We start from the raw sequence: 26,195 nt of genomic DNA, 5'->3' as shown, positions 1-26,195 counted from the left end.
ATTAATCCGTAAGATGCAGGAATGCGGCACCGCGCATTCCTCCGGCATCGCCGTGACGCGCACGCTCAATGCGTGGCACGCGAGCCACCGGCAACAGATGACGCGGCAGGCGTGCCGCCACTCCGTCTGTTATCGCACTAAAGTTAGACAATCCACCGCCGATCACCAGCAAATCCGGATCGACAATGGTCATAATATTTCCGAGGCACACCGCAAGCAAATCCAGGTAGCGCTCCACGTGCTCGCGGGCTTTGGCATCGCCCTGCTCCCAGAGCGCGACGATCTCCGGCGAACTCAGAGGCTGCTGATAATAATGCTCATACAGCCACGCAAAGCCGCGTCCGGAGAGGTAATTTTCGATGCAGCCCAGCTGGCCGCAGCCGCAGCGCGTGAGCGGGAAATCGCGCCCAACCACGTCAAGAGCGTCAACGGGCAAACGAATATGGCCAAACTCTCCGGTGATATAGCTGTGACCGGTTATCGATTTACCGTTAAGCACCACGCCACCGCCCACGCCGGTGCCGAGGATGAGCCCCATCACCAACGGGTACTGCGTGAATTCATCATCCCAGGCTTCAGAGAGGGCAAAACAGTTAGCGTCGTTGTCGAGGCGTACGTCGCGCTCAAGGCGGGTGGAAAGGTCTTTGCGCAGCGGTTTACCGCTGGCGGCTGGCACGTTGGCGGCGTAGAGCGTACCGTCGGCGGTTTCCGGCATGCCCGGAATACCAATACCGACGCTGCCTTTGACGCCAAAGCGCTCGTCGGCTTCCGCCACCAGATCGCACACGGCTTTCAGGAAGGATTCATAGCTGTCGCGCGGCGTGGCCGTGCGTTTTTCCCACTGAAGCCGACGCTGTCCGTCAAACACCCCAAGGGCGATTTTGCTGCCGCCAATGTCAAATCCGTAGTACATAGCCATTCCTCTTTACTGACCAAAAAGGTCAGGACGTAAAGAGTGGATTGCGAAAGCGCTTCGTAGGCCCGCGCAAGCGAAGCGCCGCCGGGCTCAATGTCGGGTGGCGGCTTCGCCTTACCCGACCTACAAGTTCATCTCCCGCAATCCACTGAATTACTGGCCACTTAACACTCGAGCAGGATCAATCCGGCTGGCGCGACGGGCAGGATACCAGCTCGCCAGCAGGCTCAGCAGCAGTGCCGTGACCAGCACATAAAAGACATCCAGCCAGTGCAGTTCAGACGGCAGGAAGTCGATAAAATAGATGTCACCGGACAGGAACTGGTGACCGATAAGCTTTTCAATGCCGTTGATGATGACCGTCAGATTGAGCGCGCACAGCACGCCAATCACCACACCAAGTACGCTGCCGAGCAGTCCGGCCAGCAGGCCATACCAGACGAAAATGGCGCGGATCAGGCCATCTTTGGCGCCGAGCGTACGCAGCACGGCGATATCGCTGCTTTTGTCTTTCACCGCCATCACCAGCGTCGAGACGATGTTAAAGCAGGCCACGCCGATCACCAGGATCATCGCCAGATACATAATCGCGCGGATCATCTGAATGTCGCGGTACATATAGCCATAAGTCCCTATCCAGCTCTTGATGTACACATAGCTGTTGGTCACTTCGCCCGCATCACGCACCAGCTTGTTGGCGTTGAACACGTCGTTCACTTTGATGGCTATGCCGGTCACGCTGCTGCCCATATCGAGATACTGCTGGGCATCCGGCATTGGGATCATGGCAAAGCTGTGATCGAGCTGACCACTAAGCTGCAGAATGCCGGTCACGTGCAGGCGCACGCGCTTAGGCTGCAGCAGCTGATGCTCTTTATCAGAGTTGGGGATCATGATGGAGACCCAGTCGCCCTGCTTCACCTTCAGCGCATCGGCCACGCCTTTGCCAAGAATAATCTGCTGCTCCCCCGCTTTAAAGCCCGCCCAGGCGTTGTTCTGCACGTAGTTCGGCAGCGCGCTGAGCCTGCTTTCCTGCCGTGGATCGACGCCTTTAATCTGGATCGCACGCAGATTGCTGCCGCTCTCAATCAGCCCGGTAAAGTTGATGTAAGGAGCCGCCGCGGCAATACCCTTAACTTTCTCAACGTTGCTCAGCGCTTCGTTCCAGTTGGTCCATGGCTGGTTAACCGGTTCGATTTCACCGTGCGGCACCACCGCCAGAATGCGGTTATTGAGTTCGCGCTCAAAGCCGTTCATGGCGCTTAATCCCACGATCAGTACCGCCACGCCCAGCGCAATACCGACGGTGGAGATAACTGAAATCAGCGAAACCATGCCGCCGCGACGGCGCCCGCGGCTAAAGCGCAAACCAATAAGCAGGGATAACGGAGACGCCATCTTACTCCGCTCCCATCAGGGTCAGTTCGGCGTTCAGGTGACCGTCACGCATCTCCAGCTGGCGGCTCATGCGCTTCGCCAGCTGTAAGTCGTGGGTGACCACCAGAAACGCAGTGCCCTGCTGTTTGTTCAGCTCACCGAGCAGCTGGAAAATGCTGTCGGCGTTGCGGGCATCAAGGTTGCCCGTGGGTTCATCCGCCATCACCAGACGCGGGTTATTCACCAGCGCACGGGCAATCGCCACGCGCTGACGCTCACCGCCGGAAAGTTCGGAAGGGCGGTGGCTGCGGCGATGATCGAGGCCCACAGCCGCCAGCATTGCACGGGCGCGTTCCTGAATTTCAGCCGGTTTCTTTTTACCAATGAGCAGCGGCATCGCCACGTTCTCTTCGGCGGTGAAATCCGGTAACAGATGGTGGAACTGATAGATAAAGCCCAGCTCGCGGTTGCGCAGATCGGCCTTTGCCGCCAGCGACATTTTTGACAGCGGCTGACCGCTGAACACCACGTCGCCGGACGTTGGCGTATCCAGCCCGCCGAGCAGGTGCAGGAGCGTACTTTTGCCGGAGCCTGAGCTGCCGACAATCGCCATCATTTCCCCTTCCCCGATGCTGAAGCTGACGTTGTGCAGCACGTCGGTCTGCACGGTGCCTTCCTGATAGCGTTTGCACAGGTTGTCGCACTGCAACAGGATCTTATTCATAACGTAAAGCCTCAGCGGGTTGGGTGGCGGCGGCGCGCCAGGAAGGATAAAGCGTAGAAAGCAGCGCCAGCAGCATCGCCACCAGCGCAATGACGATGACCTGGACGGGTTCAATCGCCACCGGCAGCGCACCGCCATCAACGAACGCGCCAATAATCGGCATTAAATTGTTGAGCTGGCTTGCCAGCAGCAGGCCGAGCAGCGCGCCGAGCAGCGCGCCAATCACGCCTGCGCTGGCGCCCTGCACCATAAACACCGCCATAATCTGGCGCGGCGTCAGGCCCTGGGTTTGCAGAATGGCGACTTCGCCCTGCTTCTCCATCACCATCAGGCCGAGCGAGGTAATAATGTTAAAGGCGGCCACGGCTACGATCAGGCTCAACAGCAGGCCCATCATGTTTTTTTCCATGCGCACGGCCTGGAACAGCTCGCCTTTACGCTCGCGCCAGTCCTGCCATTTGGTACCTTCAGGTAACTTTTGCGCGCTGAGCGTGTCCACTTCCAGCGGCTTATCGAGCCACAGACGCCAGCCGGTAATATTGCCGAGCGGGTAGCGCATCAGGCGTGAACCGTCCTGAATATTGACCAGCATCTGGTAACCGTCGACTTCGCTGTTAGCGGCAAAGGTGCCAATCACGTTAAACAGGCGCTGGCTTGGCACGCGGCCCATCGGCGTGAACTGGCTTGCCGACGGCACCATAATGCGGATTTGATCGCCGCGCTTAACGTCCAACTGCCCGGCAAGCTGCTCGCCGAGAATGACGTTGTACTGGCCGGTTTCCAGCGCGGTCTGTTTGACGTTAACGAGATATGGCGTCAGCGGATCGTTTTGCGCCGGGTCAATGCCCAGCATCACGCCGACCGCAACGCTGCGCGGGCTCTGAATCACCACGTCACCCGTCGTCAACGGCGCAACGCGCGTCACACCCTGCAATTTCGCGTCATTTTCGGGGATTTTCTGCGGATCGAGCGATCCCTGTTGCGCGCTGAGCACCGCCTGCGGCATCAGCCCGAGAATGTTGTTTTGCAGCTCGCGTTCAAACCCGTTCATGACCGAAAGCACGGTCACCAGCGCCATCACCCCAAGGGTAATGCCGATAGTCGACAGCCAGGAAACAAAGCGACCGAAGCGGTCCGCTGCGCGCCCACGCATATAACGCAGGCCAATAAATAGTGCGACAGGTTGGTACATGTATTCCGTCTGGTTGCGGTTGGCAATCGCACGAGTATATAAGCGAAAGACCAGAGCGTAAACGGCAGAACGCGGATCCGTGCAGCCTGACCTTTATCTGAAAATGAATGAAATACAGAATGTTACCCGTTACACCTGCGATGAACTTCTTAGGATGGTCCCCTGTTTATGGCAATCAGGAACCCGGACCGTTATGAAAGAAAAAGCACTATGGATCAATCAAATCAAGGGGCTATGTATCTGCCTTGTGGTGTTTTACCACTCGGTGATCACCTTTTATCCACACCTTCACGCCTGGCAACACCCGTGGTCGGAAACGCTGGCAAAGTGCTGGGTCTACTTCAATCTTTACCTTGCCCCTTTTCGAATGCCGGTCTTCTTTTTTATCTCCGGGTTTCTGATTCAGCGCTACATCGACGGCGTCTCCTGGCGTGAAAGCTTAGGCAAGCGCGTCGGCAACATTCTGTGGGTACTGGCGCTGTGGGGCTTTATCCAATGGCAGGCGTTAAGCCACATTACCCATTGGCTCGCACCGGAGCGGGATGTCAGTAGCAGCGCAAACGCGGCCTACGCGGGCAGCCCCGGAGAATTTGTACAGGCAATGCTCACCGCCAGTACCAGCCTCTGGTATCTGTATGCGCTGATCGCCTACTTCGTATTCTGCAAGCTGACTTCACGTGCAAAAATACCCATGCTCGCCGGGCTGGCCCTGCTCAGCGTCGTCATCAATTTCCTGCCAACGCCGTGGTGGGGCATGAACAGCGTGCTGCGTAACGTTATTTATTATGCGCTGGGCGCCTGGTTCGGCACGCCGCTGATGACGTGGATGAAAACGTTTGATATTCGCCGCCGCTGGCTGCCGCTGGGGATCTTTGCGTTTGCCGCCGTGGTCCTGTGGTTTATGCGCACGCCATTGCTGCTTTCGCTGTTGTCGATTTTCATCATTATGAAGGTATTTTATGCGGTCGGACGGCGCTTCCCGCCGTCAGAAAATTCGCTGCTGAACGTTGTCGGCTCAAACACCATCGCGATTTACACCACTCACCGCATTCTGGTGGAAATTTTCAGCCTGCTGCTGCTCGGCTGGCTCAGCGCACAACCCCGCTCGCCGTCGGTTGAGTTGAGCATTCTGCTGTTTTATCCGTTCCTGAGCCTGCTGCTGTGCGTCGCGACCGGAATGCTCGCCCGTCGACTCTCTCAGCGAGTGGCGGGTGATATTCTCTTTTCTCCCCCGAGGGTTGCGCTGAACCGGTAGCGATCGAGGGCTCATTTGCTAATGTCGGTCGATCGAGGATAATAACCTTCATTGAAGAGCGGCGGTTTGCCCCCATAATCAGGGGTAAACCTTTACGGGACCCCGACATTATCTATGCCTGAAGCACAACAACGATACGCCCTGCCCGTTAAAGCGGGCGAACAGCGTCTGCTGGGAGAGTTAACCGGCGCCGCCTGCGCAACGGAAGTGGCGCAGATTGCTGAACGTCATTCCGGCCCGGTGGTGCTTATTGCCCCGGACATGCAAAACGCCCTGCGTCTGCAAGATGAAATCAGTCAGTTCACCGATGAACTGGTCATTAACCTCGCCGACTGGGAAACACTGCCGTATGACAGCTTCTCGCCGCATCAGGAAATCATCTCCTCGCGCCTGTCTACGCTGTATCAGTTGCCGACCATGCAGCGCGGCGTGCTGATTGTGCCGGTGAATACACTGATGCAGCGCGTGTGCCCGCATAGCTATCTGCACGGTCACGCGTTAGTGATGAAAAAAGGCCAGCGTCTGTCGCGTGATGCGCTGCGGGCTCAGCTTGACAGCGCCGGGTATCGCCACGTCGATCAGGTCATGGAGCACGGTGAATATGCCACCCGCGGCGCGCTGCTGGATCTGTTCCCGATGGGCAGCGACCGTCCTTACCGCCTCGACTTTTTCGATGATGAAATCGACAGCCTGCGCCTGTTTGATGCCGATACCCAGCGTACGCTGGAGGAAGTCGAGGCTATCAACCTGCTGCCCGCGCACGAATTTCCGACCGACAAAAACGCCATTGAGCTGTTCCGCAGCCAGTGGCGCGATAAATTCGACGTTAAGCGAGACGCCGAACATATCTATCAGCAGGTAAGCAAAGGCACCCTCCCCGCCGGGATCGAATACTGGCAGCCGCTGTTCTTCAGCGAGCCTCTCACGACGCTGTTCAGCTATTTTCCGGCCAATACGCTGCTGGTGAATACCGGCGATCCGGAAGCCAGCGCGAAGCGTTTTGAGGCCGATACGCATGCCCGCTTTGAAAATCGCGGCGTGGATCCGATGCGTCCATTACTGCCGCCGGAAACGCTCTGGCTGCGCACTGACGAACTGTTCAGCGAGCTGAAAAAATGGCCGCGCGTGCAGCTCAAAACCGAACAGCTGGCCGATAAAGCCGCCAACGTCAATCTCGGTTATCAGACGCTGCCGGATCTGGCAGTACAAGCGCAGCAGAAAGCGCCGCTTGATAACCTGCGTCGCTTCCTGGAGGCCTTCGACGGGCCGGTCATTTTCTCGGTGGAAAGCAAAGGTCGTCGCGAAGCGTTAGGCGAGCTGCTCTCACGCATTAAGCTTTCGCCAAAACGCATCCAGCGCCTCGATGAGTGCGAGGGTGCGGGCCGCTATCTGATGATTGGCTCTGCCGAGCATGGCTATATCGACACGCTGCGCAACCGGGCGCTGATCTGCGAAAGCGATCTGCTGGGTGAACGCGTGGCGCGTCGTCGCCAGGATTCCCGGCGCACCATTAACCCGGACACGCTGATCCGCAACCTGGCGGAGCTGCATGAGGGCCAGCCGGTGGTGCATCTGGAACACGGCGTAGGCCGCTACGCCGGGATGACGACGCTGGAAGCCGGTGGCATCACCGCTGAGTACCTGATGCTCATCTATGCCAACGACGCCAAACTCTATGTGCCGGTCTCGTCGCTGCACCTGATTAGTCGCTATGCGGGCGGTGCAGAGGATAATGCTCCTTTGCATAAGCTGGGGGGTGACGCCTGGGCGCGTGCGCGGCAGAAAGCCGCGGAGAAAGTGCGTGACGTAGCTGCCGAATTGCTCGACATTTATGCCCAACGTGCCGCGAAATCAGGCTTTGCCTTTAAGCACGATCGCGAACAGTACCAGCTGTTCTGCGACAGCTTCCCGTTCGAAACCACCCCGGACCAGGCCCAGGCCATCAACGCCGTGCTGAGCGATATGTGTCAGCCGCTGGCGATGGACAGGCTGGTATGCGGCGACGTGGGCTTCGGGAAAACGGAAGTTGCGATGCGGGCTGCGTTCCTGGCGGTTGAGAACAATAAACAGGTCGCCGTACTGGTGCCAACAACGCTGTTGGCACAACAGCACTTCGATAACTTCCGCGACCGTTTCGCCAACTGGCCAGTGCGTATCGAAATGCTCTCTCGTTTCCGCAGCGCCAAAGAGCAAACGCAGATACTGGAAGCAGCCAGTGAGGGCAAAATCGACATTCTGATTGGTACCCATAAGCTGCTGCAAAGCGACGTGAAGTGGAAAGATCTCGGCCTGCTGATTGTCGATGAAGAGCACCGCTTTGGCGTGCGTCACAAGGAGCGCATTAAAGCGATGCGCGCCGACGTCGATATTCTGACCCTGACCGCCACGCCGATCCCGCGCACGCTGAACATGGCAATGAGCGGCATGCGTGACCTGTCGATTATTGCCACGCCGCCTGCGCGACGGCTGGCGGTGAAAACCTTCGTTCGCGAGTACGACAATTTAGTCGTGCGCGAGGCCATCCTGCGTGAAGTGCTGCGCGGCGGGCAGGTTTACTATCTCTACAACGACGTAGAAAACATTCAGAAGGCGGCGGACAGGCTGGCGGAGCTGGTGCCGGAAGCGCGGATTGCTATCGGACACGGCCAGATGCGCGAGCGCGAACTGGAAAGGGTAATGAATGACTTCCACCACCAGCGTTTCAACGTGCTGGTGTGTACCACCATTATCGAGACCGGGATCGACATTCCAACCGCCAACACCATTATTATCGAGCGGGCCGACCACTTCGGTCTGGCGCAGCTTCATCAGCTTCGCGGGCGCGTCGGGCGTTCACATCATCAGGCCTATGCCTGGCTGCTGACACCGCATCCGAAAGCGATGACCACCGACGCGCAGAAGCGTCTGGAAGCCATTGCGTCGCTCGAAGATCTGGGCGCGGGCTTTGCGCTGGCAACGCACGATCTGGAGATTCGCGGTGCAGGCGAGCTGCTGGGCGAAGATCAGAGCGGTTCAATGGAAACTATTGGCTTCTCGCTGTATATGGAGCTGCTGGAAAACGCCGTCGACGCGCTGAAAGCCGGGCGCGAGCCGTCGCTGGAGGATCTGACCAGCCAGCAGACGGAAGTCGAGCTGCGGATGCCATCGTTGCTGCCGGATGATTTCATCCCCGACGTCAACACTCGTCTGTCGTTCTACAAACGCATCGCCAGCGCCAAAGGCGAAGCGGCGCTGGATGAGCTGAAAGTGGAGCTGATCGACCGCTTCGGCCTGCTACCGGATGCGGCCCGCAACCTGCTGGATATCGCCCGACTCCGCCAGCAGGCGCAGAAGCTTGGGATCCGCAAACTGGAAGGCAACGAAAAAGGCGGCGTGGTGGAGTTCAACGAGAAAAACCACGTCAATCCGGCCTGGCTTATCGGACTGTTGCAAAAGCAGCCGCAGCACTATCGCCTGGACGGGCCAACACGCCTGAAGTTCTTCCAGGATCTGACCGAGCGTAAAAACCGCATGGACTGGGTGCGCAACTTCATGCAGCAGCTGGAAGAGAACGCCGTCGCATAATCTTCTCTCACCCGGCGGCGCTCGTCGCCGGGTTTCTCCCCTGAATTTACACACTCTTTGCAAAGCACTGAAACATCAAGACACGGACTGACACCATAATGAGCGTTTTCCTGCTCAATCGCCGTTATGGAAGTGCTGTGATGATGATTCAATCGCGTTTTCTGCGCTCGCTTGCCCTGCTCGCTGTCTTCATGACCGCTATCGCGGCGCAGCCTGCGCAAGCCAATACCTGGCCTCTCCCCCCACCCGGCAGCCGCCTGGTGGGCGAAAATCGGGTTCACGTCGTTGAAAATAATGGCGGTTCACTTGAGGCTATTGCCAAAAAATACAATGTTGGCTTCCTTGCGCTGCTTCAGGCGAATCCGGGTGTCGATCCTTACGTACCACGACCGGGCAGCGTGCTGACCATTCCGCTGCAAACTCTGCTGCCAGATGCACCGCGCGAAGGCATCGTCATTAACCTCGCCGAACTGCGCCTTTATTACTACAAGCCGGGCACCAATAGCGTGACGGTCTACCCTATTGGCATCGGCCAACTGGGCGGTGATACGCTTACGCCAACCATGGTTACCACGGTATCCGATAAACGCGCCAACCCGACCTGGACGCCAACGGCCAACATTCGGGCGCGCTATAAGGCTAACGGTATTGATTTACCCGCGGTGGTGCCCGCAGGTCCGGATAACCCTATGGGGCATCATGCGATTCGACTGGCCGCTTTTGGCGGCGTTTACCTGCTGCACGGCACTAATGCGGACTTTGGTATCGGCATGCGAGTGAGCTCCGGCTGTATTCGCCTGCGCGATGGCGATATCGAAACGCTGTTTAAACAAGTCACGCCGGGCACTAAAGTGAACATCCTTAATACACCGATTAAGGCCTCCGTTGAGCCGGGCGGCGTGCATCTTGTGGAAGTGCATCAGCCTTTATCGAAGCATATCGATGACGACCCGCAGGTATTACCGATTTCACTCAACGCCGCGTTGACAACGTTCAGGAATGCGCCACAGACAGACGCTCAGGTGATGGAGCATGTGATGGAGGTGCGATCCGGGATGCCGGTGGATGTCACCCGACACAGCGAATCTCCGCTGCAAAATATGTAAAAAAAACACCGCGACTTATGTCGCGGTGCTCTTTTAAGGCAGTGGCATTGCCGAGGGTTTTAAAATAAGGCGAACCTTATTTATAAATTACCGCCGTCCCGTGCAGGGTATTCGGTCCGGTAACAGAGGTAATACGGTAGGATTTGGCACCCATTGCATCCGCTTTTTGCGCCAGCTGGTCTTCCAGAGAGCCCAGATTGGTGCCCGCATCAGCAGAAATCACGCCCACTTTATGTTGGTCTACAGGGGTGGACTGCACTTCTACAGCAGCAAAGCTTGCGAATGACAGAGAACTCAGTACGGCTGCGATGGCCAGGGTTTTGATGCTTTTCATATTCTTATACCTATGCAGATGAATTTTGGCTGGTCGTTATTATTAACTTAACGATCGATACAGAAATCATAATGTGATCCAGGTCACACGTCAAATTATTTTCATAACGATTACTATATAAATTAATAATGCCTTATTTTTCATATCAATAGGATTATTTTATTTTGTGCAACAGGCCGCTGGTTATGCCCGGAGTTTGTTTTTATAATGGAGGCTTAACACAACCACAGAGGACCAGCGGCACCATGACAACTGACGTTGCAAGTTGCACAAAAAAAAGCCGTGGCCGACCAAAAGTGTTCGACAGGGAAGTGGCGCTTGATAAGGCTATGACGCTCTTCTGGCAGCATGGGTATGAGGCAACATCCCTCGCGGATTTAGTCGAAGCCACCGGGGCAAAAGCCCCCACGCTGTATGCAGAGTTTGTAAATAAAGAAGGCCTGTTCCGGGCCGTACTGGACAGGTACATTTCTCGCTTTGCAGATAAGCACGAAGCGCAGCTGTTTTGCGAAGAGAAGTCGGTCGAAACCGCGCTGCGTGACTATTTCACCGCCGTCGCGACCTGCTTTACCAGCAAAGATACCCCGGCGGGATGTTTTATGATCAACACCTCCGCCACTCTTGCGGCTTCGTCGAAAGAGATCGCCCATACGATCAAGTCACGTCATGCCATGCAGGAAAAGACGCTGAGACAATTTTTGCACCAGCGCCAGGCTAAGGGCGAAATTCCGGCGGGTAAAAGTACTGATGAGCTGGCACAATTTCTGAGCTGTATCCTGCAAGGAATGTCGATCAGCGCCCGCGAAGGCGCAAGCTTTGAGACGCTGATGCAAATCACCAACACCACGCTTCGTCTGTGGCCGCAGATGCTCAAAGTCTGATCCCGTGCCATAAAAAAGGCCCCTCAGCCTGAGCGAATGAGGGGCCAATTAACACGTAAGGGCAATGCTTTTTTACGCTTTGTTATTCAGAACAAGCTGACCATTGCTGTCGAGTGGGATCTGAGTGCCCGGGTCCTTATCCATACGGATTTTCCCCTGCTGATCGCCAATTTTGTAGGTTACATCGTAACCCAGCATTTTATCCGACTTGTCGTACACCGTTTTACAGCGCTGCTGCGTGGTGGTGTAGGTGTCGCTATCCTGCATAGAGCCCTGGATCTGGTTACCTGCGTAACCGCCACCCAGCGCACCGGCAATGGTCGCGACGTCCTTACCACGCCCGCCGCCAAACTGATGGCCTATCACCCCACCGGCTACCGCGCCCAGCACTGAACCGGCAATACGGTTTTCATCCTGCACCGGACGACGGTGCGTTACGGCGACGTTACGGCACTCCTGACGAGGTGTTTTGACGGTCTCTTTAATCGGGGTGGCGGAAATAACTTGTGCATACTGCGGGCCACGATCTAATACGTTCAGACTGGCCACCGCTGCCACACCCAGCGCAGCAGCTACGCCAATCCCTATACCCGCTAACATTGATTTATTCACGGGAGTTCCTCCTTTGTTGCTGTTGGTAACAATTTTGCAACCATAAGGACGAGGTGGATATAAGAAAAGGGATGAAAAATTGCCGCTTATTCTGCTGGTGAATGTGATTCAGAGAAGTCCGAAGGCTGTATGAGAAACTGGCAGCAGATATCACCAAAAAAAGACCCGGACTCAGCCGGGTCTTCATCCGTTAGTGCAGCTTCAGGCGAGGACGAATCACCCGGTTGATGCTGCCTACCAGCATCATCAGCCCGGTTTTGAAGTAGCCGTGTAGCGCAATCTGGTGCATACGGTAGAGAGAGATATAAACGAAGCGCGCAATGCGCCCTTCCACCATCATCGAGCCACGCATCAGGTTGCCCATCAGGCTACCGACGGTTGAGTAGTTCGACAGCGACACCAGCGAACCGTGATCTTTATAGGTATACGCTTTCAGCGGTTTGCCTTTGATCTGCGCCAGGATGTTGCTCAGCGCCAGGCTTGCCATCTGGTGCGCCGCCTGAGCGCGCGGTGGCACAAATCCGCCTTCAGGGCGCGCGCAGGAAGCGCAGTCACCAATGGCGTAGATGTCTGCGTCACGGGTAGTCTGCAACGTAGGTTCCACCACCAGCTGATTGATGCGGTTAGTTTCCAGCCCGCCAATCTCTTTCATAAAGTCCGGCGCTTTAATCCCTGCTGCCCACACCATCAGATCGGCGTTGATATACTCGCCTTCCTTGGTATGCAGCCCGCCCGCATCGGCGCTGGTGACCATAGTCTGGGTCAGCACACGCACGCCCATTTTGGTAAGCTCGCTATGCGCCGCACCGGAGATACGCGGCGGCAGCGCAGGGAGAATGCGCTCCCCGGCTTCCACCAGCGTCACGTTCAGTGCATCGTTGGTCAGGCCTTTGTAGCCGTAGCTGTGCAGCTGCTTCACGGCGTTGTGCAGTTCAGCCGAGAGTTCTACCCCCGTCGCCCCGCCGCCGACGATAGCAATATTGACCTTGCCGTTCGCGCCCAGGTTGCTGGAGTGCTTCAGGAACAGGTTGAGCATCTCCTGGTGGAAACGACGCGCCTGATGTGGGTTATCAAGGAAAATGCAGTTTTCCTTCACGCCCGGCGTATTGAAGTCGTTGGAGGTACTGCCGAGCGCCATCACCAGCGTGTCATACGGCAGCTTGCGCTCCGGCACCAGCAGCTCACCCTTCTCATCGCGCAGTTCGGCCAGAGTGATCGTTTTGGCTTCGCGATTGATGTCCATTACCGACCCCAGCTGGAACTGGAAGTTGTGGTTACGGGCGTGCGCCAGGTAGCTCAGCGCGTCCACGCCTTCGTCCAGCGATCCGGTCGCCACTTCATGCAGCAGTGGTTTCCACAGATGGCTGTGGTTCCGGTCTACAAGCGTGATTTTCGCTTTTTTGCCGCGGCCAAGCTTTCTACCCAATTGAGTAGCCAGCTCCAGCCCGCCGGCACCACCACCCACAATCACAATCTTTTTCAATGGCGTAGTCAACGTGACCCCCTAAATTATTAACCAATTGTTAACTAAAAGTTATTAAAATAGCCCTTAATTAACAATAAGTTACCGACCTGAAACCTGACATTAATGTGAAGAATATCACGCGAGGTGCATTGGTCATACCAAAATTGATATGAATCAAGTTTTCTCGCTGAAAAGTTGAGCAAGTGTAGTCGATCGGGAGAGGTTTTTGCGCCTGGAAGCCGAATGCCACCAGGCGCAGAGCGGGATTAGCCGAGGGTTTTGAACGCTTTGATACGCTGCAGGTGCGGGGAAATGTTCTTGAACTTGTGCGTCTGCACTTCGTCCCAGATGATTTCGTAGTAATGATGCAGCAGATCCGCCGAACGTTGGCTGTTCAGGGCTTCATCCTGGCGGGAGAGCACCACCAGGCAGCGATCGCGGTTTTTTTCACGGAAGTTGCTCACGCATTTAGTGGCGATGTCGCTGTATTCTTCCGGACGGTCGATCTTCCCTTCCATGTTCTCATTCGGGAACAGGTTCGGGTTAAAGATAACCTGTCGAATATCACACAGAAAACCAATGCGCTCAGCCCAGTAGCCGCCGAGCCCGACGCCGCAGATAAGCGGCCTGTCGTCAGCGTTGAGCTGCAGCATTTTGTCCACTTCCTTGAGCAAGTGCTGCATATCATGCTTCGGATGGCGCGTGCTGTAGCTTATCAGGCGAACGTCCGGGTCAATAAACTGCAGCTGCAGTACTTTCTCGTGGTTTCCCGGACTGTTTGAGTCAAAACCGTGCAAATAAATAATCATACATCCTCACAACACTGCTAATCCCGTAGCGGGAGATTAAGGAGCGGCTTTGTGGGCCTGCCAGCGTTCGTGCAGTTCATTCAGCTGCGCGCTGACCGTCTTCCAGCGAGCGGAATCCATCAGCTCCTGACGGGTAAATGAACCTTTATGATACAATTTCGTAACACGTTCAGCTTTGATCGGCGACAGGTTATCCAGCACGCTGACCGCGCCTTTACGATTATTGCAGACCAGGATCATATCGCAACCTGCATCCAGAGACGCCTGGCCGCGCTCCGCATAGCTGCCCATGATCGCCGCACCTTCCATCGACAAATCGTCTGAGAAAATCACACCATCAAAGCCCAGCTCGCCGCGGAGAACGGTTTTCAGCCAGTGTGGCGATCCGCTTGCCGGACGTGGGTCGACGTCGCTGTAAATGACGTGCGCAGGCATAATCGCATCGAGACGATTTTCGGTAATCAGCGTCTTGAAAACAGCCATATCTTTCTCGCGAATTTCCGCTTCATCACGCGGGTCACGCGGTGTTTCTTTATGAGAATCAGCGCTGACTGCGCCGTGTCCCGGGAAGTGTTTTCCCGTGGTTTTCATCCCTGCATCGTGCATGCCGTCAATGAAATGGCGCGCCATCGCCAGCGCTTTATGCGGATCGGCATGATAAGAACGTTCGCCAATGGCAGCGCTGATATGACCGACGTCCAGCACCGGCGCAAAGCTGATATCGATATCCATGGCGATCATCTCGGAGGCCATCAGCCAGCCTGCGGCTCTGGCCATTTCGCCGCCCTGCTCCATACCCAGCAGCTCAGCGAAGGATTGTGCAGCCGGCAAGCGGGTGAATCCTTCACGGAAACGCTGAACGCGTCCTCCCTCCTGATCCACTGCGACAACCAGATGGTTTTTCGATGCCGCACGGATCTGGCGCACCAGCTCCCGAAGCTGCGCCGGGTCGTGGTAGTTACGAGTGAATAAAATCAGCCCGCCAACCAAAGGATGCGCCAGAATTTCCCGCTCTTCTGCATCCAGTTCGTAGCCTTCTACATCCAACATCACTGGGCCCACAGTTCTCTCTCCTGTCCTTTATTCGTCATCTGACGCCAGCCCTCATCGGCCAGCGCAATAAATTGTTGGTCGCCGGTCTGCTGCCAGCGGTACTCATACCAGGTGGTCATCAGCATCTGCGTCCAGGGCCGCCATCTTCCGATCTGCCGTATTAACAGCGTTTGATCCAGATGCGCCTGCTTTGCATAAGCGGCGATGAGCGCCGTTTTGTCTTCCGCCCAGACCGCCGCCAGTTCGAGGGCAATATCGCCGTCTGCGGCGTATTCCCAGTCAATGAGCCTTAGCCCTGCGGGCGTGTCGATAATATTCCCGGCATGGATATCCATGTGCAGCGGCGCCAGCCGTAACGGCTGCGGCTCGCCCCGCTTTCGTAGTTTTTTAAGCAAACGAAGCCAGTGCGGCGTGCGGCGCGCAGGACTTGCGCCCTGCCAGTAGCGTTCAAGCAAAGGCAGAATCGCGACTCGCCAGCCAAAGGGCTTTTGCTGATGCAGATGATACAACAGCGCCGCCGTGGCGTCGGCATCCGGAAGCGTGGAAGGGATCGCACCTTCAAGGTATTCCACCGCCATCCAGCCAGAAAAGTAGCCGAGCGGCCTTGGGGCAAGTGAGGCTGGCAGCGCGTGGAGCGCACGATACTGGCGCAGAAAATGAAAATCAGGGGCTGACGGATCGTGATGCTGTCGCAGTACGATCCGCTGCCCCTGACGTTCGATGATGCAGCTTGCTCCACTCAGCCCCGCCGTGGCGGAGCGAGCCAGAGGATGAAAGCCGAGAAAGTAGCGTGACAGGCATTTGTCACGCGTAAGCTTACTGTTGCGCAACCGCACCTTTACCTGACCAAAGGATCTCGCCCGTCTGGACCATCATCAGCTGCATGGAAAGCACCGGCGAATTGACGTTGCCCGTGGCATTTGAATAAAGCACATACTGCGCGCCAACGGTACGGGCCAGGCCCATTGCTTTATTGCGGGAGCCCAGGCTGTCCTGCGGGGAAAGGCCCAGCTGCTGTTTCGCGACGGCCAGCTGCTGTGGCGACACAAGCGTAAACGTCGTATTGCCTTTCAGCGCACTGGCCAGCACGCCGGTCGCTTCCGCCGTATTCAGCGAACCGTTGGTGCGGTTATTCACACTGTCCACCAGCAGCACGCTGCCCGCGGTGACGCCGTCGGCCTTCAGCATTTTCGCCACCAGCGGCTGTGCTGCACCGTTCCAGTCGTAGTGACGTACGCGCGGAGCAGGCTGTTCAGGCTGCGTGGCGCCGTTTTCAATCGGGCCTGGCTGAGTGGGAATCGTCGGCACCGTCGGCACCGTGGTTGGCGGCGTCTGGGGTTGTTCCGGCGTCGGTTTTGCTTCCTCTACCGGCGCTGGCTGCTCACGTTGCCCCACGCACCCTGACAGAAAAATGGCCACCGCCGCGATAAACGCATAGCGACTCAGTTTGCTCATTACTTTTTACCCCTCAAAGATAAAGATAAAGCCGGACTTTATGCGCACCCAGACTGTTTGCGCTGCCGTAAAGTGTGACCGAAGAGTGAGCCGGGATTGTCACCGTACGCGGTGCTTCCAGCGGATGCATTTCCAGCCCTCGAGCGTCATACCAGTAAAAACGATAGTGAACGGTGACCGGCGTGGCGCGTTCGTTATAAAGCCGAGAGGACGCTGTTGCCTGAATTTCTGATGTGGTTAAGTCCGGGTTTTCGGCACTGATCCCGGCCGCCAGCACGTTCGCTTCCATCACCAGCGTTTGCTGCTCTCCCACAGGGATTTCCGGGTGCGAGCCGCAGCCCGCCAGCAACGCCGCCGTCAACAGGACAGCAATTCGGCCACCTTTCATTGTCTTATCCTTTGTGCGCAAGCATAGGGCCCAGCGGACGGCCACCCAGCAGGTGCATATGAATGTGGTAGACTTCCTGACCGCCGTGGCGGTTGCAGTTCACAATCAGACGATAGCCCTCTTCAGCAATACCTTCCGCTTCAGCGATTTTCGCCGCCACCGTCATCATGCGTCCTAAGGCCAGTTCATGTTCAGCCGTGACGTCGTTAACCGTGGGAATCAGCACGTTAGGGACGATCAGAATATGGCTTGGAGCCTGAGGCGAGATATCACGAAAAGCCGTCACCAGTTCATCCTGATAAACAATATTCGCCGGAATTTCACGACGAATGATTTTGCTGAAAATCGTTTCTTCTGCCATGGTCTGTTCCTTTTTGTAGATGACCGTTTCGTCTTGGGTCTTTTACTGACAACGTAAGAGTATGAGCGACTTACTTCATCTCTTTCAAGCCGTACCCGCTTTTTTCTTCCCCATTCCTGGATTGGCTGCTGGTTGCTTGAACACTCCTCCTTTATTTCATCTCTCAGCAGATTTCAAAACAAAGTTTCAGGTGCACGCTTACATTTGTTTACACCAGTAATATGAATGCGTATATTTCGCATTTGCATTTTCATGCAGCATCACACCTATAACACAGCCAACATAAGGGTTTATCGATGTCTTTCACTTTTGACACCAGAGAGAAGCCGCAAAAACTGTCCATGTCGCCTTCCCGCCTCGCCGCCTGCATAGCGTTCGCACTGTTGCCTGCCGCCGTTTATGCGGCAGATAACAGTAAAGAAGAAACGGTGGTGGTTGAAGGTACAGCAGATAACGTATCCGATAACGCTCAGGATCAGGATTACAGCGTCAAGACCACCACCACTGGCACCAAACTTTTATTAGTGCCGCGCGACATTCCACAGTCCGTGAGCGTGATCAGCCAGCAGCGCATGAAAGATCAGAATCTCCAGACCATCGGCCAGGTTCTGACCAATACGACCGGCGTCACGGCACAGGTTCAGGACAGCGACCGTACGGTGTTTTATTCACGCGGCTTCTTCGTCAGCAACTATGCCTACGACGATTTGCCAACCTCCATCAGTGAAGTGTGGAACTTCGGCGACACCGCCACCGACACCGCCATTTATGACCGCATCGAAGTGGTACGCGGGGCAACGGGCCTGATGAGCGGCACCGGCAACCCGGCGGCCTACGTCAATATGGTGCGCAAGCACGCCGACAGCCGTGATTTTCAGGGCAACGCCACCGTAAGCTACGGCAGCTGGGACAAACAGCGCTACGTGCTCGATTTACAGGCCCCTCTCGTGGAGTCCGGGAACGTGCGCGGGCGCGTAATTGCAGGCTATCAGGACAACGACTCCTGGATGGACAACTATCACTACCGCAAAAAGTTTCTTTACGGTGTTGTGGATGCCGACATAACCGACAGCACCACGCTGTCGCTCGGCTATGAATATCAGGAAAGCAGCACCGCCAATCCAACATGGGGCGGCCTGCCAACGTGGTATGCGGACGGCAGCAAAACCCATTACAACCGAAGCGACACCGTGGCACCGGACTGGGCATACTCCGACAAAGACAGCACCAAAGTCTTTGCCAACTTCACCCAGCGCTTCGACAACGGCTGGGAAGCGCACGTTAACGGCATGCACGCTGAAACTAATTTCGATACCAAACTGATGTACATGTCCGGCTACCCGGACAAAGACACCGGCGGCGGAATGGTGGGCTACGGCGGCTGGAACCGCGGCGAACGTAAACAGGATGCGGTGGATGCCTTCCTACGCGGCGGCTTCGAGCTGTTTGGTCGCCAGCATGAAATGATGGTCGGCGGCAGCCTCAGCCACCAGCGTAACCATTACGACAACTCAATGCCCGACGCCCTCTATGGCATGGTCGATATCGGCAGCTTCAAAAACTGGAACAGTAATATTGCCGATCCGCAGTGGACTGCGTGGAAGCTCTACAGCAAAGATGATATCAACCAGTCTTCGGCGTATACCTCCGCGCGCTTCTCGCTGCTCGATCCGCTGCACCTGATCCTGGGTGCTCGCTATACCAACTACAACATCAAGTACAATCCGGCTGGCGCACCGGATACCCGTCTGGAAAGCACCAAAGATGACGTAACGCCGTATGCAGGCCTGGTCTATGACATCAACGAGGACTGGTCAGCGTATGCCAGCTATACCAATATCTTCCAGCCGCAGGACAAACGCGACGCCAACGGACGCTATCTCGATCCGACCACCGGTAAAAGCTACGAAGCTGGGGTTAAAGCCGACTGGTTCAACACTCGTCTGACAACCTCGCTGGCGGTGTTCCGTATCGAGCAGGATCACGTGGCGAACAATACTTACACCTATTTGCCCAGCGGTGAATCCATCTATGAATCGCTCGATGGCGTGGTAAGTAAAGGGGTGGAGTTTGAACTGAACGGCGCGCTGACGGACAACTGGCAGCTCACCTTTGGCGCGACCCGCTACGTGGCGGAAGACAAAGAAGGTAATGCGGTCAGCTCCGATCAGCCACGCACGACGTTCAAATTGTTCACCCGCTACCAGCTGCCGATGCTGCCTGAGCTCTCTGTCGGCGGTGGTATGAACTGGCAGAACAAAACCTGGGCGAAGGTCGACGGCGGGCCAAACGGCCGTGACTACATCGATCAGGGCAGCTACGGCCTGGTTAACCTCTTTAGCCGCTATCAGGTGACGAAAAACTTTGCCCTGCAGGCTAACGTCAATAACCTGTTCGACAAAGAGTACTACGACTACGTTGGGTCCTATCTCGTGTATGGCGCACCGCTGAACTTCTCGGTATCTGCCAGCTACGACTTCTGAGATTTACACCAGCTCCGAGCGGTCTGATGCCCTCACCCCGTCCCTCTCCCACGTGGAGAGGGTGCAAACACTAAAAACCTTCTCTGAAGAGAAGGTTTTGCAGTTTACCTCGTAAAAAAGGCAGCCTGATGGCTGCCTTTTCTTTTCTCCCCAAATCACACCTTAGTTGTTGCGGATGTAATCATCCATTTCGGTTTTCAGGTTATCGGACTTGGTGCCGAAAATAGCCTGAACGCCGGAACCTGCAACAACCACACCTGCCGCGCCCAGTTTCTTCAGGCCAGCCTGGTCAACTTTTGCCACGTCGGCAACGCTGACACGCAGACGAGTGATACACGCGTCGAGGTTAGTGATGTTTTCTTTGCCGCCGAATGCCGCAATCAGAGCTGGGGCCATTTCACCGCCGGCTGCGCCTGCTTTGGACTCTTCGGTTGCATCTTCACGACCCGGGGTCTTCAGATCCAGCGCTTTAATCAGCACGCGGAACACGGTGTAATACACCGCTGCATAGCACAGACCAACGATCGGGAACAGCCACAGCTTGCTGCTGTTGCCAGACAGAACGATGAAGTCGATCAGACCGTGGGAGAAGGACGTACCGTCACGCATACCCAGCAGGATACAGATTGGGAACGCCAGACCCGCCAGAATCGCGTGAATGATGTACAGGATCGGAGCCACGAACATGAAGGAGAATTCGATTGGCTCGGTGATACCGGTCAGGAATGAGGTCAGCGCAGCGGAGATCATGATCCCGCCCACTTTCGCGCGGTTCTCTGGTTTAGCAGAGTGCCAGATAGCGATAGCGGCAGCAGGCAGACCGTACATTTTGAACAGGAAGCCGCCAGACAGTTTACCTGCAGTCGGGTCACCAGCCATGTAGCGTGGGATGTCACCGTGGAACACCTGGCCTGCGGCGTTGGTGTATTCACCAATCTGCATCTGGAATGGAACGTTCCAGATATGGTGCAGACCGAATGGCACCAGGCAACGCTCAATGAAGCCATAGATACCGAACGCAACAACCGGGTTCTGGTACGCAGCCCACTGAGAGAATTCCTGAATAGCCGTACCAATTGGTGGCCAGATGAAGGACAGAACAACACCCAGGAAGATAGCCGTCAGGCCGGAGATAATCGGAACAAAGCGTTTGCCCGCAAAGAAGCCCAGGTACTCTGGCAGCTTGATGCGGTAGAAACGGTTGAACATGTAGGCAGCAATAGCACCAGCGATGATACCGCCGAGAACACCAGTATCGGCCAGGTGTTTCGCTGCGATCTCTTCTGCAGGTAAATGCAGAACCAGCGGTGCAACCACGGCCATGGTTTTCACCATGATGCCATAAGCAACAACCGATGCCAGCGCAGATACGCCGTCGTTATTGGTAAAGCCCAGCGCCACACCGATAGCGAAGATAAGCGGCATGTTGGCGAAGACAGAACCGCCCGCTTCCGCCATAACATGGGAAACGACGGCTGGCAGCCAGCTGAAGTTTGCAGAACCGACGCCCAGCAGGATACCTGCGATAGGAAGAACGGATACTGGCAGCATCAGCGATTTACCGACCTTCTGCAGGTTAGCAAATGCATTCTTGAACATAATTGAGAGTGCTCCTGAGTATTTGTGCTTTTTCACGCTTTCACGCATTGGCGAAGGGGGAGAACTTCGCCGTGTACAGGACATCTGAGTGTCCTTTTATTTATTACGCAGAGTAAAATAATTCGGATTATTTTTGTTTGACAGCCATCACGTTTCAGCCAGCAATCGCAGAAATCCTTGCACTATTTTACAAAAGTTGTTTCTGAGCGTTACAAACGGGACGTACACCGCCCTTTTTGAGGCGGTGAACTTTACTCGCTTTAAATATTAATTACGAGCTTTAAAATAAGCTGACGAATCAGGCAGATTGCAGGCGGGCGGGGTCGATCTGGAAGAGCGCGGCGAAGTTTTCGGTGGTCTGTTGCGCCAGTTGCTCAAGCGACACCCCTTTCAGCACGGCCATGTACTCTGCAACATCGCGAGTCATCGCCGGCTGGTTCTCTTTCCCACGGTGCGGTACCGGTGCCAGGTACGGTGAATCCGTTTCCACCAGAATCCTGTCGAGAGGCACATAACGTGCCGCATCGCGCAGTTGCTCAGCATTGCGGAACGTCACGATGCCGGAAAACGAGATATAGAAGCCCAGATCGAGCAGCTTGCCCGCCGTCTCTTTGTCCTCTGTGAAACAGTGTAGTACGCCTCCGCAATCCGTCACTTTTTCATCGCGCAGGATCGCCAGCGTGTCTTCCCGTGCATCCCGCGTATGAACGATGACCGGTTTGTTCAGCTCACGACCAATACGGATATGATGCGCGAAAGACTCCTGCTGACGGAGTTTAGTTTCCGGCGTGTAATAATAATCGAGGCCCGTTTCCCCCAACGCGACTACGCCCTCTTCCGCCGCCATCCGGCGAAGGTCTGCAACATCATAGCTTTCATCCTGGTTCAGCGGGTGAACGCCGCAGGAAAACACAACGTTGTTCCGCGTACCGACCAGATCGCGCATCCCGCGGTATCCCGGCAAAGTGGTTGCAACCGCCAGACAGAACTTCACGTCGCGCGCCGCGGCTTTCGCCAGCACGTCGTCCACGTCTTTGTGCAGGGACTGATAATCGAGGCCATCGAGATGGCAGTGCGAGTCGACTAAGAACATGATGTCTCTCTTAATATTGTCTTTATACAGGTGATGTTTAATGGAATGGCGTCGGCAGCGGGCTCGTAGCATGGAGCCAGTGTTCCCAGCGCAGCAGGCGATCGTTGAGCATGAGCTCCCGGTTGAGTCCGGTAACGCTCTGGAGCTGCTCCCGACACTCGCAGGCGTCGCGGGCCATTGCCTGCAAGCGCGCTGCGGAAACCTGACCCGCCACTCGCTGAATCAGCGGCCCGGCATCCACATTGGTTAACAATGTAATGCCCTGCTGCATTTTTTGCGCATCCAGCAGCAGCGAAGTCAGCCAGTAAAGCCGCTCCGCTACGTTGTCGTTATTAAGCACCGGCAGCAGCGAAAGCCAGTCACCGCTTTGCAGCGCGCCATCCAGCGCAGCGCAGAGCTGCTGACGGGCAGCAGAATGTTTTTCCTCAAGCAGTTCGAGCGCGGCTGCAGGCGCACCTGCGGTTAAGCGTAAGGCCGTCAGCAGGCTCTCTTGTGACATTGTCACTTCCCGACCGAGCCAGGCCAGACCGTAATTTTCAGCCGGCGGGGCGAGATGGAAATGGCGACAGCGGCTACGCAAGGTGGCAAGCAGCCGGGCGGGCTCTTCACATTGCAGGAAGAACCAGGTGTTTTCCGGCGGTTCTTCCAGGGTTTTCAGCAGAGCATTCGCTGCGGCCTCTGTCAGCAAGGCCGCATCGCTCAACCAAACGACCTTCGCCCCACCAAGCCGGGCACGCTCATACAATTTTTCGGTAACGTCACGTACCGCGTCGATGCCAAGCGTACTCTTACCTTTTTCAGGCTCAAGCTGATAGTAGTCGGGATGCGTGCCCGCCTGCATTAGCTGGCAGCTGTGACATTTCCCGCAGCTTTTTTGGCCTTCCGGTGTGTGGCACATCTGGAAGCGCACCAGCGCATAGACCAGCGCCTCCGCACCCAGGCCGGGCAACGCCTGCACTAACAGCGCGTGGTGACCACGACCGGACTGGTAGCGGGTGACCAGCTGTTCAAACGGCGGGCGCAGCCACGGATACCATTTCATGCGCCCTGCTCCTCAACCCAGGCGGCCAGCATGCTGCGAATATCCTGCATCACTGTTTCAAGCGGCTGCGTCGCGTCAATGGTACGAATAGTCGGATCCTGCGCAGCCAGCTCCAGATAACGGGCGCGGGTGCGATGGAAGAAGTTGAAGGATTCCTGCTCAATACGATCGAGATCGCCGCGAGCTCGGGCACGCTTTAGACCCACTTCCGGCGTAACGTCGAGGTAGAGCGTAAGGTCCGGGCGGAAATCACCGAGTACCGCATCACGCAGCGTGGTGAGCAAGTGCTGATCGATACCACGTCCGCCGCCCTGATACGCCTGCGTTGAGAGATCGTGGCGATCGCCAATCACCCATTTGCCTTCAGCCAGCGCCGGTTTAATGACTGTTTCAACAAGCTGTACACGAGCGGCATAGAACATCAGCACTTCCGCTTTATCAGTAATGACTTCATCGCCGACGGATTTGATATCCAGCACCAGGCTACGCAGTTTTTCCGCCAGCACGGTGCCACCAGGTTCGCGGGTGAACACCAGCTCACGGATGCCCATCTGCTCGAGGGTTTCCACTACCAGATTACGCGCGGTGGTTTTCCCTGCGCCTTCCAGGCCTTCGATGACGATATATTTACTGCGCATTTTTTTCCTTAAGTACTTTCAGGTAATCCTGCACCGAGCGGTTATGGCTCGCGAGATTGGTATTAAAAGTGTGCCCGCCTTTGCCGTCGGCCACAAAATAGAGATACGGCGTTTTTGCCGGATGCGCGGCAGCATTCAATGAGGCCTCACCCGGCGTGGCAATCGGACCTGGCGGCATTCCGGCAATGACGTAGGTATTGTACGCCGTTGGCGTCTCGAGATCCTTGCGGTTCAGTTTGCCATTATAGCTTTCACCCATGCCGTAGATCACGGTCGGGTCGGTTTGCAGACGCATGCCGATACGCAGGCGGTTGATGAACACAGACGCGACTTTGTCGCGCTCAGCGGCAACGGCAGTCTCTTTTTCGACGATCGAAGCCATGGTCATCAGCTGGTTTTTATCCTGATACGGCAGGTTGTCCGTCCGTCCTTCCCAGGCCTCATCAACTGCCTTCACCATTTTCTGATGCGCGCGCTTGAGGATCTGGATATCCGTGGTGTTGGCCGTGTACATCCAGGTATCTGGCCAGAACCAGCCTTCCACCCAGTCGGCATGCTCCAGCTTCAGCGCTTCGGCAACGGTGGCATAGCTGTCGTCTTTCAGCGTGTGCCTGACGTAAGGCGCTTCTCGCAGCTGTTTAAGGTAATCGCTGACGCGCATTCCTTCGATAAAGCGCAACGGGAACTGAGCCTCTTTTCCGCTGGCCAGAAGCTGCAGCATATCGCGCACGCTCATCCCTGGCGTCAGGCGATAAGTACCGGCTTTAAAGTGAGAGAGCTCTGGCTCAACGCGAAGCAACCACTGAAATACGCGCGGACGATTAATGATTTTTTCCACATAAAGGGAATCCCCCAACGCCATACGACCAGTACCGGCCTTGAGGGTAAAAATAGTGTCTTCTTTAATCAGAATTTTGCTTGTCGCAAACTCACGAACTTTCCACATTCCGACGCCAGCGGCAAGGACAAACGCAACCAACAGCAGGAGGACAAACCGAAACATTTTCTTCATGACTTCTTCGACTGCTCACAAAGGGGGGCCAAAAATTCAAACAGCTCGCGCGACAGATAGCGAGCCTCAGCAAACTGGTTTACGGGCACAACGGGCATCAGCGCATTGCAGATCAGCACTTCATCAGCCTGACGAACGGCATCCTCCCGGGCACTGACTTCGACAACGTGAAAACGACTTTGTGCCAGTACGGAGAGACAATGCTGCCGCATGATACCGTTAACGCCAGCGTGCTCCATGCGAGGAGTAAATACGGTATTCCCGGCTCGCCAGAATAAATTAGCCGCACAGCATTCCGTAACCCAGCCTTCGCTGTCAAGCACCAGAGCCTCATCGGCCTGCGTCTGCTCAAGTTGCGCGCGAATCAGCACCTGCTCCAGGCGGTTGAGATGCTTGAGGCCAGCCAGCATCGGGTTACGCCCGAGTCTGACCGGGCTTAGCGCAAGCGTAATACCTTGCTGCCGCCACTGGGGATAATGTGCCGGTGCGGGAGAGAGGCTAAGAATACGCGTTGGGGAATAACACGCCGAAGGGCTGTAGCCCCGGCCCCCTTTTCCACGGGTGATAATGACTTTCAGCACGCCATCCTGCTGTGTCTGCGCAAGCGCGCGCATTTCCTGGCTGAGCGTGGGCCACTCAGAAAAAGGGATCAGGAGTGCGCGGCAGGTATTCTGCAACCTTTGCAGGTGTTGCTCTAAAAACTCGGGAACGCCACGCGAGATGCGGACCGTGGTAAAACAGCCATCACCAAACTGGACGCCGCGGTCACTCGCGGCAAGTGAATCCTGTTCCACACCATTAATCAAGACCATCGCAGCTCCTTATCAGTGGCCCGT

General features: G+C 56.1%; 24 protein-coding genes. 5 read left to right on the top strand and 19 right to left on the bottom strand.

Features of this window, described 5'->3' with window-relative positions; genetic code table 11:
* Position 1 precedes the first annotated feature (1 nt).
* The 4 genes from nagK to lolC all read right to left on the bottom strand — a co-directional run bounded on the left by nagK (position 2) and on the right by lolC (position 4,209).
* Positions 2-913 (bottom strand): N-acetylglucosamine kinase, encoded by a 912-nt coding sequence (gene nagK / locus RTU33_RS14515; RefSeq protein WP_312628265.1) that lies wholly within the window; start codon positions 911-913, stop codon positions 2-4.
* A gap of 156 nt (positions 914-1,069) precedes the next feature.
* Positions 1,070-2,314 carry a lipoprotein-releasing ABC transporter permease subunit LolE gene (gene lolE / locus RTU33_RS14510; protein ID WP_312628264.1) on the bottom strand — a complete coding sequence of 415 codons (1,245 nt, stop codon included), beginning with the start codon at positions 2,312-2,314 and terminating at the stop codon, positions 1,070-1,072.
* 1 nt (position 2,315) lies between these two features.
* Complete coding sequence (gene lolD / locus RTU33_RS14505) at positions 2,316-3,017, bottom strand: lipoprotein-releasing ABC transporter ATP-binding protein LolD (RefSeq protein WP_312628262.1); 702 nt, start codon at positions 3,015-3,017, stop codon at positions 2,316-2,318.
* Entirely contained in the window at positions 3,010-4,209 is a 1,200-nt protein-coding gene (gene lolC / locus RTU33_RS14500; RefSeq protein WP_312628260.1) for a lipoprotein-releasing ABC transporter permease subunit LolC, read from the bottom strand. Before lolC ends, lolD begins: the two co-directional genes overlap by 8 nt.
* A gap of 193 nt (positions 4,210-4,402) precedes the next feature.
* Here lolC and RTU33_RS14495 point away from each other — a divergent pair, with 193 nt between their 5' ends.
* The 3 genes from RTU33_RS14495 to RTU33_RS14485 all read left to right on the top strand — a co-directional run bounded on the left by RTU33_RS14495 (position 4,403) and on the right by RTU33_RS14485 (position 10,134).
* A complete protein-coding gene (locus tag RTU33_RS14495) occupies positions 4,403-5,464 on the top strand; it encodes an acyltransferase family protein (RefSeq protein WP_312628259.1) in 1,062 nt (353 codons plus the stop codon).
* A 114-nt stretch (positions 5,465-5,578) separates the two neighbouring features.
* Positions 5,579-9,028, top strand: a complete 3,450-nt coding sequence (gene mfd, locus RTU33_RS14490) for a transcription-repair coupling factor (RefSeq protein WP_312628257.1) — start codon at positions 5,579-5,581, stop codon at positions 9,026-9,028.
* A gap of 143 nt (positions 9,029-9,171) precedes the next feature.
* The gene (locus RTU33_RS14485; protein ID WP_409438251.1) at positions 9,172-10,134 is read left to right on the top strand and encodes a L,D-transpeptidase family protein; all 963 of its coding nucleotides are present in this window, start codon (positions 9,172-9,174) and stop codon (positions 10,132-10,134) included.
* A gap of 76 nt (positions 10,135-10,210) precedes the next feature.
* Here the strand turns inward: RTU33_RS14485 and bhsA are convergent, their stop codons facing one another.
* Positions 10,211-10,468 (bottom strand): multiple stress resistance protein BhsA, encoded by a 258-nt coding sequence (bhsA, locus tag RTU33_RS14480; RefSeq protein ID WP_312628255.1) that lies wholly within the window; start codon positions 10,466-10,468, stop codon positions 10,211-10,213.
* Positions 10,469-10,713: 245 nt separating this feature from the next.
* Between bhsA and RTU33_RS14475 the strand changes: the two genes are divergently transcribed.
* Complete coding sequence (locus RTU33_RS14475; protein ID WP_312628253.1) at positions 10,714-11,349, top strand: TetR/AcrR family transcriptional regulator; 636 nt, start codon at positions 10,714-10,716, stop codon at positions 11,347-11,349.
* A 72-nt stretch (positions 11,350-11,421) separates the two neighbouring features.
* Here the strand turns inward: RTU33_RS14475 and RTU33_RS14470 are convergent, their stop codons facing one another.
* The 8 genes from RTU33_RS14470 to hinT all read right to left on the bottom strand — a co-directional run bounded on the left by RTU33_RS14470 (position 11,422) and on the right by hinT (position 17,492).
* On the bottom strand, positions 11,422-11,961 hold the full coding sequence (locus tag RTU33_RS14470) for a glycine zipper 2TM domain-containing protein (protein WP_312628251.1): 540 nt from the start codon (positions 11,959-11,961) through the stop codon (positions 11,422-11,424).
* A gap of 190 nt (positions 11,962-12,151) precedes the next feature.
* Entirely contained in the window at positions 12,152-13,456 is a 1,305-nt protein-coding gene (locus tag RTU33_RS14465) for an NAD(P)/FAD-dependent oxidoreductase (protein ID WP_312628249.1), read from the bottom strand.
* 236 nt (positions 13,457-13,692) lie between these two features.
* Entirely contained in the window at positions 13,693-14,235 is a 543-nt protein-coding gene (ycfP, locus tag RTU33_RS14460) for an alpha/beta hydrolase YcfP (protein ID WP_312628247.1), read from the bottom strand.
* A 36-nt stretch (positions 14,236-14,271) separates the two neighbouring features.
* The gene (nagZ, locus tag RTU33_RS14455) at positions 14,272-15,297 is read right to left on the bottom strand and encodes a beta-N-acetylhexosaminidase (protein ID WP_312628245.1); all 1,026 of its coding nucleotides are present in this window, start codon (positions 15,295-15,297) and stop codon (positions 14,272-14,274) included.
* Entirely contained in the window at positions 15,285-16,124 is an 840-nt protein-coding gene (gene thiK / locus RTU33_RS14450; protein WP_312628243.1) for a thiamine kinase, read from the bottom strand. The genes nagZ and thiK overlap by 13 nt, the downstream gene beginning before the upstream one ends.
* A complete protein-coding gene (lpoB, locus tag RTU33_RS14445) occupies positions 16,105-16,734 on the bottom strand; it encodes a penicillin-binding protein activator LpoB (RefSeq protein WP_312628288.1) in 630 nt (209 codons plus the stop codon). Before lpoB ends, thiK begins: the two co-directional genes overlap by 20 nt.
* A 22-nt stretch (positions 16,735-16,756) precedes the next feature.
* Positions 16,757-17,131 carry a YcfL family protein gene (locus tag RTU33_RS14440; protein WP_312628242.1) on the bottom strand — a complete coding sequence of 125 codons (375 nt, stop codon included), beginning with the start codon at positions 17,129-17,131 and terminating at the stop codon, positions 16,757-16,759.
* Positions 17,132-17,135: 4 nt separating this feature from the next.
* The gene (gene hinT, locus RTU33_RS14435; protein WP_312628240.1) at positions 17,136-17,492 is read right to left on the bottom strand and encodes a purine nucleoside phosphoramidase; all 357 of its coding nucleotides are present in this window, start codon (positions 17,490-17,492) and stop codon (positions 17,136-17,138) included.
* A 296-nt stretch (positions 17,493-17,788) separates the two neighbouring features.
* Between hinT and fhuE the strand changes: the two genes are divergently transcribed.
* Entirely contained in the window at positions 17,789-19,975 is a 2,187-nt protein-coding gene (gene fhuE / locus RTU33_RS14430) for a ferric-rhodotorulic acid/ferric-coprogen receptor FhuE (RefSeq protein WP_312628238.1), read from the top strand.
* A 162-nt stretch (positions 19,976-20,137) separates the two neighbouring features.
* Here fhuE and ptsG read toward each other — a convergent pair whose 3' ends face one another.
* The 6 genes from ptsG to pabC form a co-directional block, all read right to left on the bottom strand.
* Positions 20,138-21,574, bottom strand: coding sequence for a PTS glucose transporter subunit IIBC (gene ptsG, locus RTU33_RS14425; RefSeq protein WP_312628236.1), 1,437 nt, complete (start codon positions 21,572-21,574; stop codon positions 20,138-20,140).
* A 298-nt stretch (positions 21,575-21,872) separates the two neighbouring features.
* Positions 21,873-22,667 carry a metal-dependent hydrolase gene (locus tag RTU33_RS14420; RefSeq protein ID WP_312628234.1) on the bottom strand — a complete coding sequence of 265 codons (795 nt, stop codon included), beginning with the start codon at positions 22,665-22,667 and terminating at the stop codon, positions 21,873-21,875.
* A 37-nt stretch (positions 22,668-22,704) separates the two neighbouring features.
* Positions 22,705-23,709, bottom strand: coding sequence for a DNA polymerase III subunit delta' (gene holB / locus RTU33_RS14415; RefSeq protein WP_312628232.1), 1,005 nt, complete (start codon positions 23,707-23,709; stop codon positions 22,705-22,707).
* Positions 23,706-24,347, bottom strand: a complete 642-nt coding sequence (gene tmk, locus RTU33_RS14410) for a dTMP kinase (RefSeq protein ID WP_312628231.1) — start codon at positions 24,345-24,347, stop codon at positions 23,706-23,708. The genes holB and tmk overlap by 4 nt, the downstream gene beginning before the upstream one ends.
* Complete coding sequence (yceG, locus tag RTU33_RS14405; protein WP_312628230.1) at positions 24,337-25,359, bottom strand: cell division protein YceG; 1,023 nt, start codon at positions 25,357-25,359, stop codon at positions 24,337-24,339. Before yceG ends, tmk begins: the two co-directional genes overlap by 11 nt.
* On the bottom strand, positions 25,356-26,171 hold the full coding sequence (pabC, locus tag RTU33_RS14400; protein ID WP_312628229.1) for an aminodeoxychorismate lyase: 816 nt from the start codon (positions 26,169-26,171) through the stop codon (positions 25,356-25,358). The genes yceG and pabC overlap by 4 nt, the downstream gene beginning before the upstream one ends.
* Positions 26,172-26,195 lie beyond the last annotated feature (24 nt).

The organism is Scandinavium sp., assembly GCF_032012665.1.
Lineage (GTDB): Bacteria > Pseudomonadota > Gammaproteobacteria > Enterobacterales > Enterobacteriaceae > Scandinavium.
This window is presented reverse-complemented; position numbering and strand designations above follow the sequence as displayed.

Bases quoted from the DNA above. Each gene is read 5' to 3' on its own strand.
- nagK (WP_312628265.1), bottom strand. From the start codon at position 913: ATGTACTACGGATTTGACATTGGCGGCAGCAAAATCGCCCTTGGGGTG.
- fhuE (WP_312628238.1), top strand. From the start codon at position 17,789: ATGTCTTTCACTTTTGACACCAGAGAGAAGCCGCAAAAACTGTCCATG.
- mfd (WP_312628257.1), top strand. From the start codon at position 5,579: ATGCCTGAAGCACAACAACGATACGCCCTGCCCGTTAAAGCGGGCGAA.
- RTU33_RS14420 (WP_312628234.1), bottom strand. From the start codon at position 22,667: ATGTTCTTAGTCGACTCGCACTGCCATCTCGATGGCCTCGATTATCAG.
- RTU33_RS14495 (WP_312628259.1), top strand. From the start codon at position 4,403: ATGAAAGAAAAAGCACTATGGATCAATCAAATCAAGGGGCTATGTATC.
- ycfP (WP_312628247.1), bottom strand. From the start codon at position 14,235: ATGATTATTTATTTGCACGGTTTTGACTCAAACAGTCCGGGAAACCAC.
- tmk (WP_312628231.1), bottom strand. From the start codon at position 24,347: ATGCGCAGTAAATATATCGTCATCGAAGGCCTGGAAGGCGCAGGGAAA.
- lolD (WP_312628262.1), bottom strand. From the start codon at position 3,017: ATGAATAAGATCCTGTTGCAGTGCGACAACCTGTGCAAACGCTATCAG.
- hinT (WP_312628240.1), bottom strand. From the start codon at position 17,492: ATGGCAGAAGAAACGATTTTCAGCAAAATCATTCGTCGTGAAATTCCG.
- holB (WP_312628232.1), bottom strand. From the start codon at position 23,709: ATGAAATGGTATCCGTGGCTGCGCCCGCCGTTTGAACAGCTGGTCACC.
- lolE (WP_312628264.1), bottom strand. From the start codon at position 2,314: ATGGCGTCTCCGTTATCCCTGCTTATTGGTTTGCGCTTTAGCCGCGGG.
- RTU33_RS14485 (WP_409438251.1), top strand. From the start codon at position 9,172: ATGATTCAATCGCGTTTTCTGCGCTCGCTTGCCCTGCTCGCTGTCTTC.
- yceG (WP_312628230.1), bottom strand. From the start codon at position 25,359: ATGAAGAAAATGTTTCGGTTTGTCCTCCTGCTGTTGGTTGCGTTTGTC.
- pabC (WP_312628229.1), bottom strand. From the start codon at position 26,171: ATGGTCTTGATTAATGGTGTGGAACAGGATTCACTTGCCGCGAGTGAC.
- bhsA (WP_312628255.1), bottom strand. From the start codon at position 10,468: ATGAAAAGCATCAAAACCCTGGCCATCGCAGCCGTACTGAGTTCTCTG.
- lolC (WP_312628260.1), bottom strand. From the start codon at position 4,209: ATGTACCAACCTGTCGCACTATTTATTGGCCTGCGTTATATGCGTGGG.
- RTU33_RS14440 (WP_312628242.1), bottom strand. From the start codon at position 17,131: ATGAAAGGTGGCCGAATTGCTGTCCTGTTGACGGCGGCGTTGCTGGCG.
- RTU33_RS14475 (WP_312628253.1), top strand. From the start codon at position 10,714: ATGACAACTGACGTTGCAAGTTGCACAAAAAAAAGCCGTGGCCGACCA.
- ptsG (WP_312628236.1), bottom strand. From the start codon at position 21,574: ATGTTCAAGAATGCATTTGCTAACCTGCAGAAGGTCGGTAAATCGCTG.